Raw genomic sequence first — 12,239 nt, forward strand, 5'->3', positions numbered from 1 at the left:
GGGGCTCCCGGGGTGATCCGGGAGCCCCGCTGCTTCTCTGTCGGCCTGCTCAGGCCCCGCCCTCTTCGGCCGGAAGGCCCATGCACTGCACCATGTCGGGATCGGTGTAGGAGTAGAAGTTGCCCTGGCTCTCCTCGGGGCAGCTCGCGCCGTCCGAGGTGTCGGTCAGGATCTTGATGATCTTGAACGTGGCCTTGGGGTCGGTGCACTCGACGCGCCTGTCGGCGTCGGCCTGCTCGAAGCAGTCGCCTTCCTTGGCGTTCAGCGTGAGGCACAGCGTCAGGTCGCCTCGGCCGGACTCCGTGTAGGACACGTAGTCGCTCTCGGTGCCACCCGGGCACTTCGCGGAGCTGTCGTCGAAGGTGGCGGCCACCTTGTACGCCGCCTCCTTGCTGTTGCAGTCGATCTTCTCGACGTCGGCGTCGGTGGTGCTCACGCTGTTGACCTTGATGCAGTCACCGACCTTGGAGGTGGACGGCGCCGTGCCCCAGTTGACGATCGCGACGATCGCGATGGCGACGACGACGCCAACGCCGAGGACGATCTTGATGATCTTGCCGGTGTTCTTCGGCTTGGCGCCGGGGGGCGGCGGGGGCGGGGTCGCGTAGCCGACCGGCGGCGTGCCACCGGGGCCCGAGGGCCCACCGGGGCCACCGTACGGCTGCCCCTGCGGCGGCGGGCCGCCATAGGACTGCCCACCAGGCGGGGTCTGCGGCGGCTGGCCACCGTAGGACTGTCCACCGGGCGGGGTCTGCGGCGGCTGGCCACCGTAGAACTGCCCGCCGGGCGGGGTCTGCGGCGGCCGCTGACCGTACGGTTGCCCCTGCGGGGAGCCGTACGGCTCTTGCGGCCCGCCCGGGGGCGGGTAGTTGGGAGAGTTCATGTGCACCCCTCGCACGCCATGCCGACAAATCGGAAGACTTGGTTCGAGAGCAGCAATGTACGCGACCGCACCGACAGGCGTGTGCCACCCCACCGAAGTCCTCTGTGGATCATGAACAAGACCACGGACCGTCATCGGGCAGTCGCTGAGGGCTCGAACTCCGTTACGCCGTAGGCGATCCGAGACAGATCGTGAGCGGCGGCTTCGGGTAGGTGATGACCTCGGTGGTCGCGTCGGGACACTGCGTCTCGTCGTCGACACCATCGAGTACGTCGACCACCTTGTGGGTGACACCCGGCGCGGTGCACTCCGCCCGCTTGTCCTCGTTGTCGGACACCTCGAGACAGTCGCCATCGGACACGTTCAGCTGAAGGCACAGCAGGAGCTGGCCTTCCTCCGTGTAGGAGACGTACTGCTCGTTGGGACACGACTCGGTGTCGGTCTCCTCCCGCGTGGCGACCCGGTAGATGGCCTCGGGGGTGGCGCAGTCGACGGTCTCCACGTCCGCGTTGGTGGAGCTGGCGATGTTGACCTTGATGCAGTCGCCGGGCTGCGCGTCGATGGCGTCCCCGGGATCCGCCGTCTCCTCGGTGGAGGTCTCCTCCTCGGTCGGCTCCTCCTCGTCGGAGGTGGCCTCCGTCTCGTCCGGCACCGTGGTGGACGTCTCACCGCCCGCGGTCTTGCCGCCGTCGTCCTTGTTGGTGAAGTAGAGCCCGACCCCCGCGCCGGCCACCACCAGCAACGCGATCGTGACGATGGCGACGATCATGCCGGTCCTCTTCGGCGGCTCCGGTGGTGGCGTGAACCCGCCGTAGCCACCGCCGCCCGCGCCCGGCCACTGCTGCGTGGCGCCGTACTGGCCGCCGTAAGGGCTCTGCGGGTACTGCGGGGCACCGCCGAACTGCTGGGTCTGATCGTTGTCGCCGCCGTACTGACCGCCGTATGGTGGCTGGCCGTACTGCGGTTGCTGCGGCGATCTCTGCTGGCCGTAGCCTCCCTGCCCATACGGATCCTGGCTGGGCTGTCCATACGGCCCCGACTGGTAGGGAGGCGTCGTCATGCACGGCAATCTAGCGTTGCGGGATTGAATGCGACGAGCCGGTTGTTGTGACGTTTGCGATGCCAAAGCCGAGGGGAAACCGCCACACGTGACCGACGGCCCACTGATCGTCCAATCCGACAAGACGCTGCTGCTCGAGGTCGACCACCCGCGTGCGAACGACGCGCGGATCGCGATCGCGCCGTTCGCCGAACTGGAGCGCGCACCGGAGCACGTGCACACCTACCGTGTCACCCCGCTCGCGCTGTGGAACGCCCGCGCGGCCGGGCACGACGCCGAGCAGGTGGTCGACGCGCTCACCGTGTACTCCCGGTATCCGGTGCCGCAGCCGCTGCTCATCGACGTCGTCGACACCATGGGCCGGTTCGGCAGGCTGCAGCTGGCCAACCATCCAGTACACGGCCTCACGATGACCACGACCGACCGCGCCGTGCTCGAGGAAGTGCTACGGCACAAGAAGATCGCCCCGATGATCGGGGCACGCGTCGACGACGACACGGTGATCGTGCACCCGTCGGAGCGCGGCCGTCTCAAGCAGATGCTGTTGAAGGTCGGCTGGCCGGCGGAGGACCTCGCCGGGTACGTCGACGGCGAGGCGCACCCGATCGAGCTGGAGGAGAACGGCTGGTCACTGCGTGACTACCAGCGGCAGGCGGCGGAGACGTTCTGGGCCGGCGGGTCCGGGGTGGTCGTGCTGCCCTGCGGGGCGGGGAAGACGCTCGTCGGCGCCGCGGCCATGGCCCAGGCGAAGGCGACCACGCTGATCCTCGTCACCAACACGGTCGCGGGCAGGCAGTGGAAGCGCGAGCTGATCGCGCGGACCTCGCTGACCGAGGAGGAGATCGGCGAGTACTCCGGCGAGCGCAAGGAGATCCGCCCGGTCACGATCGCGACGTACCAGGTGATGACCCGCAAGACGAAGGGCGAGTACCGCCACCTGGACCTGTTCGACTCCCGCGACTGGGGCCTGGTCGTGTACGACGAGGTGCACCTGCTGCCCGCGCCGGTGTTCCGCATGACCGCAGACCTGCAGTCCAGGCGCCGCCTCGGCCTCACGGCGACGCTGGTCCGCGAGGACGGCCGCGAGGGTGACGTGTTCTCGCTGATCGGCCCGAAGCGCTACGACGTACCGTGGCGCGACATCGAGGCCCAGGGCTGGATCGCGCCCGCGGAGTGCATCGAGGTGCGCGTGACGCTCACCGACGCCGAGCGGCTCTCCTACGCGACGGCCGAGCCGGAGGAGCGATACAAGCTGTGCTCCACTGTGGACACGAAGATCCCGGTGGTGAAACAGATCCTGGCGAAGCACCCCAACGAGCCGACGCTCGTCATCGGCGCCTACCTTGACCAGCTGGAGATGCTCGGCGCGGAGCTTTCGGCACCGGTGATCCAGGGCTCCACCCGCAACGCGGAACGCGAGCGCCTTTTCGACCAGTTCCGGCGCGGCGAGCTGCGGGTCCTGGTGGTGTCGAAGGTCGCGAACTTCTCGATCGACCTGCCGGAGGCCACGGTCGCCGTTCAGGTGTCGGGCACGTTCGGGTCACGACAGGAGGAAGCGCAGCGGCTGGGCAGGTTGTTGCGCCCCAAGGAAGACGGCCGCCAGGCACACTTCTACTCGGTCGTCTCCCGCGACACCCTGGACACCGAGTACGCCGCCCACCGGCAACGCTTCCTGGCCGAACAGGGCTACGCATACACAATCCGCGACGCGGACGACTACCTGGGCCCACAACTCCCATCAATGGGCTAACGACCACACCCGCCCCACCCGCAGGGTGCGATGCCGATGTCCCGATCAGGCGCTTTCAGGGCGTTGAACCTGAATCCACCGGTTGCCTCCGGCGGCTCTTCGCTGGGTTTGCCTCCGGCGGCTCCTCGCCGGAGGCAAACCGGCGAGGCAAACGCAACCGGTGGATCCAGGTTGGGCGTCCCGAACTCACGGAGGGTCAATCCGCGATTTCCGCCAGCGCCACGACCTTCGTGATGTGGGCGCGGATCAGCAGCTCGCCGGGGACGGCGTTGCGCTTGCCGAACGCCGCCGCGGCTTCGGCGCCCATGTAACGGGCGCCGAGGCGGGTCGCCCAGCCGAGCATCACGTCCAGGTCCTCGGAGACGGTCGCCTCCGCCTGGAACTGGACGAACGAGAATGGCGGCGTCTCGACGTCCACCACCATCGACAGGCGGGGGTCGCGCCTGACGGCGTGGCCCTTCACCGTGTCCGCGCCGGTCGTGAACACGATGTGGTCACCGTGGTCGTCGCTGTCGATCAGGAACCAGACCGGCGCCACGTGCGGTGAGCCGTCCTTGCGTACCGTCGCGAGCTTGCCGGTGCGGGTGCCGTGCGAGACGAAGGCGAGCCATTCGTCGCGATCCATGTGGTGCATGCCCGCCATCGTGCCCGGACCCGTGGCCGGTCGCGCACCGGGCCGCGCCGCGGTTCTCCCCCGCTCACAGCTCGGCGAGCACCGCGTCCGTGAAGTCCGGCCACGTGTCGATCGCCCACTGGCCGAAGGCGCGGTCCGCCAGCGCGACGCACGCGACACCCGCGGCCGGGTCGACCCACAGGAACGTGCCCGACTGCCCGAAGTGGCCGAACGTCGCCGGTGAGCTGTTCTTGCCGGTCCAATGTGGACTCTTGTGGTCGCGCAGCTCGAACCCGAGACCCCAGTCGTTGTCCTTCTGGTAGCCGTAGCCGGGCAGCACACCGGACATGCCGGGGAACGCGACCGACGTCGCCTCGTCCACTGTGGAGGGTGACACCAGCGTCGGGGCCTGCAACTCCGCCGCGAAGCGGGCCAGGTCCGCGCACGTCGACACCGCGCCGGCACCGGCCGTGCCCGCGAGCCGGGACGACTCCATGCCCAGCGGCGCCAGCACCGCTTCCGTCAGGTACTCGGCGAACGGGATGCCCGACGCGTCGTGGACCGTGTCGGCCAGCACCTCGAAACCCACGTTCGAGTACATCCGCCTGGTGCCGGGCTCGGCCATCACCTTGTGCTCGTCGAACGCGAGGCCCGACACGTGCGCGATCAGGTGCCGGACGGTCGACCCCTCGGGGCCGGCGGGCTGGTCCCACTCGACCGCACCCTCCTCGACGGCGACCAGCGTGGCGTACGCCGTGAGCAGTTTCGTCACCGACGCCAGCTTGAACTCGCGCTGCTGCGATCCCGCGGTGCCCAGCAGGCCGCCCGACGCGGACACCACCGCGACCGCCGCGTTGTCCACCGGCCAGTCGGCGACCGCACGCACACTCTCCATGGCAACGACGTTACGACCTCACGGCCGCGTGAGTCCCGGCGGGTCGAGCGACATCACCACGCCGTCGGTGCGGTCGAACGCCTCCTGCTTGCGTGCGGCGTCGACGGTGTCGTCGGACGTGAGGTCCCGTAATCGGATGGGTGGGCCGAGGTCGACGAGCGTCGGGAGGTACTCGGCCTTGTCCACCAGCCACCCGGCGCCGGACTTCGTGAACCGGAAGCGCCCGATCAGGCCCTCCTCGGTGGTGCCGCGCGGCTCCTCGTGCTTGGCGACGGAGTTGCCGAGGCCGTAGGCGACCCACTTGTCGCCGAACTTCTCGAACGGCTGCACCACGTGCGCGTGGTGCCCGACGATCAGGTCGACGGCCGGGTCGGCGAGGATCGCCGCCGCGGTCTCCCGCTGGTCGCCGGTCGGTTCGTGCTGGTCCTCGATGCCCCAGTGCAGGCTCGCGATCACCACCTCGGCACCCGCCGCGCGTGCTTTCCTCGCGGCCTCGAGCACGCCGTCGACGGTGATCTCGTTGCCCATCCACGGCTCCGGCTCCTCGGTGCCCTGGTTGTAGTCGAACGTGAACGACACCTGGCCGACCTTGACCCCGTTGACCTCGGTGACGAGCGGACTGGCCGACTCCTCCTCGGTGCGCGCGGACCCGGTGTGCCCGATCTTCGCGGCGTCGAGCGCGTCGAGCGTGGCGGCCGCACCCTCGGCGCCGTGGTCGAACGTGTGGTTGGAGGCGGTGGAGCAGGTGTCGTACCCGGTGGCGGCGACGGCCTCGGCGACCTCTGGCGGCGCGTAGAAGAGGGGGTAGCCCTCGAAGTCGTCGTCCGCGGTGGCGAGCGGGACCTCCATGTGGCAGATCGCCAGGTCAGCAGCCTCGATCACCGGCTTGATGCCCGCGAACAGAGGCTTGAAGTCGCGGGTACCGCCGCCGTCCTCCTCGGCCTGCTCGGTCAGCGCGGGGTGGATGAGCACGTCCCCGGTCGCGACGACGGTGAACGAGTCGGCGGGTTTGGCGACGGGGTCCTCGCGCGGCGTGACGGACGCCGGATGGAACGGCGGCACGGGCTCACCGCCCTGGGCTCCGGTCCCGGCACAGCCGGAGACGAGGAGAGCCACCCCACAGAGCCCCACGATCCGCCGCACGCGAGCAATAGTGCCGGGCGGCACGGCGCGGCTCAACCCTCCAATGGCCTGGCCTCCGCCCTCGAGGCGATGCCTCGACGGCGGCGACTCAGCGGTGGCGGCGGCGCAAGCCCATGAACACCAGTACCGCCACCACGACCGCGGCCAGTGGCGCAACGCGCTTCAGCACCGACGGCCCCGCGAAGGCGAGCAGGTCGATGGGCTCGTTCGACGGCTCGGGGGCCGCCGTCAGCTTGGGTTTCGACGGCGGCGGGGCGTGCTCGGCCGCCTCCTCGCCCGCCTCCTTGCCGGTCGACACGGCCTCCTCCACCACCGACAGCTTCGGCGGCTCGGCGGGCGCGGCCTCCGGCTCGGCGGGCGCCAGCTTCGTGGCCAGGCACGTCGCGAACGTGTTCAGGATCTTCCCGCCCACCTCGGAGATCAGCCCTCGGCCGAACTGGGCGGGCTTGCCGGTGATCGACAGGTCCGTGTCCACCGACCCGATGGTCGAGTCGCCGTCGGCGCGCAATGACACGGTCACGGTCGCCGAGGCGGTGCCGTTGCCGCGGGCGTCCTTGCCCGACGCCTTGATCACGACCGAGCGCGACGAGTCGTCCTTCGAAAGGAACTCGCCGCTTCCCTTGTACAGCAACGAGATCGGGCCCACCTTGACCTTTACCGAGCCCTTGAACCGGTCACCGTCCACCTCCGTGAGCGTCGCGCCCGGCATGCACGGTGCCACCCGCTCCGGGTCGAGCACCGCCTGCCAGACGGTGTCGATGTCGGCAGGCACGGTGAACGAGTGCTCCAGCTTCACTGTTCCTCCACAAGACGAAGGGCGGCACCTCCGGGACGGAGGCGCCGCCCTGCTCCACCCTAAGCGCCAACGGCCGCGCTGACCGCCCGAGAGGTCAGCACCCTGGCGAGGTGCTTGCGGTACTCGGTGTCGGCGTTGCCGTCGCTCGCCGGGTTCGTGCCGTCCGCCGCGTGCGAGGCGGCCGCGCGAATGGCCTCGGCGGTGGCAGGCTGACCGACCAGCGCCTGCTCAACCGACGTGGCCCGCACCGGGGTGGACCCCATGTTCGTCAGGCCGACGCGGGCCTGCGCGATCGCGCCGCCGTCGACCCGCACGGCCGCCGCCACCGCGACGATCGACCACGCCTGGGCGACCCGGTTGAACTTCTCGTAGTGCGCGCTCCACCCCGTCGTCTTCGGCACCCGCACCTCGACCAGGATCTCGCCCGGCAGCAGCGCGGTGGTGAAGAAGTCGGTGAAGAACTCCGCGGCAGGCACCGTGCGCGTGCCGTCCATGCCGCGGATCACCAGTTCGGCGTCCAGCGCGAGCGCGGGGGCAGGCAGGTCACCCGCCGGGTCCGCGTGCGCGAGGGAACCACCGAACGTGCCTCGGTGGCGCACCTGCGGGTCCGCGACCGAGTTGGTCGCGAGCGCCAGCAGCGCCGCGTGTTCCGCGATGAGCGGGTCACGCTGCACGTCGTAGTGCGTGGTCATGGCGCCGATCACCAGCGCGTCGCCGTCCTCACGCACGCCGCGCAGTTCCGCGATCCTGCCGAGGTCGATCAGCTTCGACGGCGCAGCGAGTCGCATCCGCAGCACGGGCATCAGGCTCTGCCCGCCCGCGATGATCTTCGCGTCCTCGCCCGCCTCGGACAACGCGCGCACCGCGTCGTCCACCGTGGTCGGGGCGACGTAGTCGAACGCGGCCGGAATCACTGCGCACCTCCTGGGATGGAGCCGAGACCGCCGCCTGCCTCACTGCCGAGGCCGCCCGCGTCCGTCTGACCGGTCTGGATCGCCTGCCACACACGCATCGGTGTGCACGGCATCTGTATGTCGTCCACCCCGAACTGCCGCACGGCGTCGACCACCGCGTTCACCACGGCAGGCGTGGAGGCGATCGTGCCCGCCTCGCCGACTCCCTTGACCCCCAGCACGTTCGACGTGGCGGGGGTCTCGGTGCGGTCGGTCGTGAACGAGGGCAGGTCCATCGCGGACGGCACGAGGTAGTCGGCGAGCGTGCCGGTCGTGAGCGTGCCCGACTCGTCGTGCACGGCCTCCTCGAACAACGCCTGCGCGATGCCCTGCGCGAGCCCGCCGTGCACCTGGCCCTCGACGATCAGCGGGTTGACCACCTTGCCGATGTCGTCGACGCACACGTACTCGCGGATGGTCGTCCGCCCGGTCTCGGTGTCCACCTCCACGGCGCACAGGTGCGTGCCGTGCGGGAACGAGAAGTTCTCCGGGTCGTACGTGGCCTCCGAGTCCAGGTTCGGCTCGACGCCGTCTGGCAGGTCGTGCGCGGCGAACACGGCGAGCGCGACGTCCTGGATGGAGACGCCCGCCGCCGCCGCGCCGGTGCCCCGGACGCGGAACGTGCCCGCCGTGAACTCGACGTCGTCCTCGCCTGCCTCCAGCATGTGCGCGGCGATCTTCGCGGCCTTGGCCTTCACCTTGTCCGTGGCGGCCACGACGGCCATGGCGCCGACGGTCAGCGACCGCGAACCGTAGGTGTCCATGCCCTTGTGCGAGGACTGCGTGTCGCCGTGCAGCACCTCGACGTCCTCGAACGGCACCCCGAGCTGGTCGGCGACGATCTGGCTCCACGCCGTCTCGTGGCCCTGGCCGTGCGGCGACGAACCGGTGACGACCTCGACCTTGCCGGTCGGCAGCATGCGGATCGCCGCGTGCTCCCAGCCGCCGGCGCCGTAGGACAGCGAACCCAGCACGCGGGACGGCGCGAGGCCGCACATCTCGGTGAACGTGGAGATGCCGATGCCGAGCTGCACGGAGTCACCGCGTGCGCGGCGTTCGGCCTGCTCGGCGCGCAGCGCGTCGTAGCCGAACAGCTCCTTGGCCTTGTCGGTGGCGGCCTCGTAGTTGCCGGAGTCGTAGGTGAGCCCACACACCGTGGTGAACGGGAACTCCTCGTGTTTGATCCAGTTCTTCTCCCGCACCGCCATCGGGTCCATGCCGACCTCGACCGCCAGCTCGTCCATCAGGCGCTCGATGGCGTACGTCGCCTCCGGCCGCCCGGCGCCGCGGTAGGCGTCGGTGGGCACCTTGTTGGTGAACACGTTGGTGCACACGAACCGGTACGCCGGGAACTTGTAGATCGCGTTGAACATGAACGCGCCGAGGATCGGCACACCCGGCGAGACCAGGCGTAGGTACGCGCCCATGTCGGCGAGCAGTTCGACCTTGAGGCCGGTGACCGTGCCGTCGCGCCGCGCCGACAGCGTCAGCTTCTGGATCTGGTCGCGGCCGTGGTGCCCGGACATCAGGCTCTCGCTGCGGGACTCGGTGTACTTGACCGGCTTGCCGAGCCGCCGCGCCACCAGGAAGGTCAGGAAGTCTTCCGGCGTGACCTGCAGCTTGCCGCCGAACCCGCCACCGACGTCCGGCGCGATCACGCGGATCTTGTGTTCCGGCACACCGAGCTGCGCGGCCAGCAGGAACCGCAGGATGTGCGGGATCTGGGTGCTGGACCACAGGGTGATCTGGTCGCCCGTCGGGTCGCACATGAACGACCGCGGCTCCATGAACGCCGGGATCAGGCGCTGCTGCCGGTAGGTGCGCTCGACGACGACCTCGGCGTCGGTGATGGCGGCCTCGACATCGCCGCCGGTGCCCGCCTCGTTCGAGTCGAAGATCCACGTGGCGCTCTTGTTGGTGCCGAGGTCCTCGTGCACCAGGTCGGCACCGTCCTCAACGGCCGAGGCCATGTCGAGCACGATCGGCAACTCGTCGTAGTCGACGTCGATCGCCTCGAGCGCGTCGGCGGCCTCGTAGGCACTGCGCGCGACCACGATGGCCACGATCTCACCGGCGAAGTTGACCTTGTCGACCGCGATCGACGGCGCGTTCGGCGACTTCATGTCCTCGGTGATCGGCCACGCGCACGGCAGGCTCCCCTGCTCGTCGGCGAGGTCGGCGCCGGTGAACACGGCGTGCACGCCCGGCATCTCCTTCGCCGACGACGTGTCGATGGCCGTGATCCGCGCGTGCGCCATGGGACTGCGCAGGACCGCCATGTGCAGCAGGCCGGGCAGCGTCAGGTTGTCGGTCCAGCGGGTGCGCCCGGTGATCAGGCGCGCGTCTTCCTTCCGGCGGCGGGACTTGCCGACCTCCGGTTCGATCGTGGCGGTCACTGTGTGCCTCCCGCGGTGGCCGGCGCGTCCGCCACCTGCTCGGCCTCTGGACCGGCGCCGCCCTTCATGTGGGCGGCCGCGTCCCGTACGGCACGGATGATGTTCTGGTAGCCGGTGCAGCGGCAGAGGTTGCCCTCGAGGCCCTCCCGCACGGCCTTCTCGTCGGGGTCGGGATTGTCGGCCAGGAGGTCGATCGACTGCATGATCATGCCGGGGGTGCAGAACCCGCACTGGAGGGCGTGGTTGTCGTGGAACGCCTGCTGCACCGGGTGAAGGTTCCCGTCCCGCGCGAGACCCTCGATGGTGGTGACTTCGCTGCCGTCGGCCTGCACGGCGAGCACGGAACAGGACTTCACGCTGTGTCCGTCGAGATGGACGGTGCACGCGCCACAGTTGCTCGTGTCGCAACCCACCACCGTGCCGACCTTGCCGAGCCGCTCTCGCAGATAGTGGACGAGAAGCTGGCGAGGTTCGACATCGTCGGTGAACTTCGTTCCGTCAACGGTCACGGTGATGCGCATACGGCCTCCCTGCCGGTGGTGGTCAGCTCGGGTCACGTGAGCAGGCTCACATCCCATGAGCCTGCCCCCGCGCGGCCGCCGGGACAAGTCCGAAGACGCCAAAGTGGATCTGGGAACGAAAAGGCGCGGGGTGGTCGCGGTGTGATCCTGCCTTTATCGTTCGATGTCGATCGTTCGCATGGCTTAGGGTTTTGGGGTGACCTCCCCTTCCGCCGCTGGTCAGCGCACCGATGCCGACGCCGAACACCGGCGTGGGATCGCGTTCGGCGTCACCGCGTACGGCCTGTGGGGACTGTTCCCGCTGTACTGGTCGCTGCTCGCGGCGGCCGGTGCACTGGAGACACTCGCGCACCGGATGATCTGGTCGCTTGTGGTCGTCGCGGGCCTGCTGCTGTGGACGCGACGGTTCGGCTCGTACCTCGCGGTGCTGCGCAACCGGCGCCAACTCCTGCTGCTCGCGGCCGCCGCCGTGCTGATCTCGGCGAACTGGGGCGCCTACATCTGGGGCGTCACCCACGGGCACGTCGTGGAGACCGCGCTGGGGTATTTCATCGGACCGCTCGTGTCGGTGCTGCTCGGGGTGGTACTGCTCAAGGAGCGGCTGCGGCGGGCGCAGTGGATCGCGGTCGGGCTCGGCCTGGTCGCGGTCGTGGTGCTGGCCGTCGGGTACGGCGAGATGCCGTGGATCGCGCTGGTGCTCGCGTTCAGCTTCGCCACGTACGGACTGGTCAAGAAGCTGGCAAACGTTGGTGCGGTCGAGTCGATGGCCGTCGAGACGAGCGTGACACTGCTGCCCGCGGTGGCGTACGTGGTGGCCCTGGAGGCGTCCGGGTCCGGCACCTTCGCGACCCTGGGCGCCGGCCACATGCTGCTGCTGATCGGCGGCGGGTTCGTGACCATGGTGCCGCTGCTGGCGTTCGCCGCGGCGGCCGTGCGGATCCCACTGTCGGTGATCGGGCTGCTGCAGTACATGACCCCGAGCATGCAGTTCGCGTTCGGCGTCCTCGTCTTCGGTGAACAGATGCCACCAGAACGCTGGCTGGGCTTCGGCATCGTATGGCTGGCACTAGCGGTCCTCACCTTCGACGGCCTACGCCGCCGCACCCCGAAGACCCTCGAACCGGAACCAGTCCCCTAACCCCGCGAGTCCACGGTTCGGAACCCGCGAGTCTTCGGTTCAGGACCCCTGAGTTGGGGATTCGGGTCTGACACCGAAACCCCAACTCACC

11 protein-coding genes are annotated in these 12,239 nt (G+C 69.6%); 2 read left to right on the forward strand and 9 right to left on the reverse strand.

Annotated features, from left to right (window positions below):
- Positions 1-49 precede the first annotated feature (49 nt).
- Both WBA97_RS18675 and WBA97_RS18680 read right to left on the reverse strand, forming a co-directional pair.
- On the reverse strand, positions 50-883 hold the full coding sequence (locus tag WBA97_RS18675; protein ID WP_424232128.1) for an LppU/SCO3897 family protein: 834 nt from the start codon (positions 881-883) through the stop codon (positions 50-52).
- Between the two features lie 163 nt (positions 884-1,046).
- Positions 1,047-1,943, reverse strand: coding sequence for an LppU/SCO3897 family protein (locus WBA97_RS18680; protein ID WP_424232129.1), 897 nt, complete (start codon positions 1,941-1,943; stop codon positions 1,047-1,049).
- A gap of 88 nt (positions 1,944-2,031) precedes the next feature.
- Here WBA97_RS18680 and WBA97_RS18685 point away from each other — a divergent pair, with 88 nt between their 5' ends.
- Positions 2,032-3,693, forward strand: coding sequence for a DNA repair helicase XPB (locus tag WBA97_RS18685; RefSeq protein ID WP_424232130.1), 1,662 nt, complete (start codon positions 2,032-2,034; stop codon positions 3,691-3,693).
- 196 nt (positions 3,694-3,889) lie between these two features.
- Here WBA97_RS18685 and WBA97_RS18690 read toward each other — a convergent pair whose 3' ends face one another.
- The 7 genes from WBA97_RS18690 to WBA97_RS18720 form a co-directional block, all read right to left on the reverse strand.
- Entirely contained in the window at positions 3,890-4,327 is a 438-nt protein-coding gene (locus tag WBA97_RS18690; protein ID WP_424232131.1) for a PPOX class F420-dependent oxidoreductase, read from the reverse strand.
- Positions 4,328-4,391: 64 nt separating this feature from the next.
- Positions 4,392-5,201, reverse strand: a complete 810-nt coding sequence (locus WBA97_RS18695) for a serine hydrolase domain-containing protein (RefSeq protein ID WP_424232132.1) — start codon at positions 5,199-5,201, stop codon at positions 4,392-4,394.
- An 18-nt stretch (positions 5,202-5,219) separates the two neighbouring features.
- Positions 5,220-6,344 (reverse strand): CapA family protein, encoded by a 1,125-nt coding sequence (locus WBA97_RS18700; RefSeq protein WP_424232133.1) that lies wholly within the window; start codon positions 6,342-6,344, stop codon positions 5,220-5,222.
- An 88-nt stretch (positions 6,345-6,432) separates the two neighbouring features.
- Positions 6,433-7,140: an SRPBCC family protein gene (locus WBA97_RS18705; protein WP_424232134.1), complete on the reverse strand. Its 708-nt coding sequence runs from the start codon at positions 7,138-7,140 to the stop codon at positions 6,433-6,435.
- A 59-nt stretch (positions 7,141-7,199) separates the two neighbouring features.
- Positions 7,200-8,054 carry an FAD binding domain-containing protein gene (locus WBA97_RS18710; protein WP_424232135.1) on the reverse strand — a complete coding sequence of 285 codons (855 nt, stop codon included), beginning with the start codon at positions 8,052-8,054 and terminating at the stop codon, positions 7,200-7,202.
- Positions 8,051-10,489, reverse strand: a complete 2,439-nt coding sequence (locus WBA97_RS18715; RefSeq protein ID WP_424232136.1) for a xanthine dehydrogenase family protein molybdopterin-binding subunit — start codon at positions 10,487-10,489, stop codon at positions 8,051-8,053. The genes WBA97_RS18710 and WBA97_RS18715 overlap by 4 nt, the downstream gene beginning before the upstream one ends.
- Entirely contained in the window at positions 10,486-11,010 is a 525-nt protein-coding gene (locus WBA97_RS18720) for a (2Fe-2S)-binding protein (protein WP_424232137.1), read from the reverse strand. The genes WBA97_RS18715 and WBA97_RS18720 overlap by 4 nt, the downstream gene beginning before the upstream one ends.
- 196 nt (positions 11,011-11,206) lie before the next feature.
- Between WBA97_RS18720 and rarD the strand changes: the two genes are divergently transcribed.
- Positions 11,207-12,148: an EamA family transporter RarD gene (gene rarD / locus WBA97_RS18725; RefSeq protein ID WP_424232138.1), complete on the forward strand. Its 942-nt coding sequence runs from the start codon at positions 11,207-11,209 to the stop codon at positions 12,146-12,148.
- The last annotated feature ends 91 nt before the right edge of the window (positions 12,149-12,239 follow it).

It is taken from the genome of Actinophytocola sp. (genome assembly GCF_049647105.1).
Classification (GTDB): domain Bacteria; phylum Actinomycetota; class Actinomycetes; order Mycobacteriales; family Pseudonocardiaceae; genus Actinophytocola.

Bases quoted from the DNA above. Each gene is read 5' to 3' on its own strand.
- WBA97_RS18695 (WP_424232132.1), bottom strand. From the start codon at position 5,201: ATGGAGAGTGTGCGTGCGGTCGCCGACTGGCCGGTGGACAACGCGGCG.
- WBA97_RS18690 (WP_424232131.1), bottom strand. From the start codon at position 4,327: ATGCACCACATGGATCGCGACGAATGGCTCGCCTTCGTCTCGCACGGC.
- WBA97_RS18675 (WP_424232128.1), bottom strand. From the start codon at position 883: ATGAACTCTCCCAACTACCCGCCCCCGGGCGGGCCGCAAGAGCCGTAC.
- WBA97_RS18680 (WP_424232129.1), bottom strand. From the start codon at position 1,943: ATGACGACGCCTCCCTACCAGTCGGGGCCGTATGGACAGCCCAGCCAG.
- WBA97_RS18720 (WP_424232137.1), bottom strand. From the start codon at position 11,010: ATGCGCATCACCGTGACCGTTGACGGAACGAAGTTCACCGACGATGTC.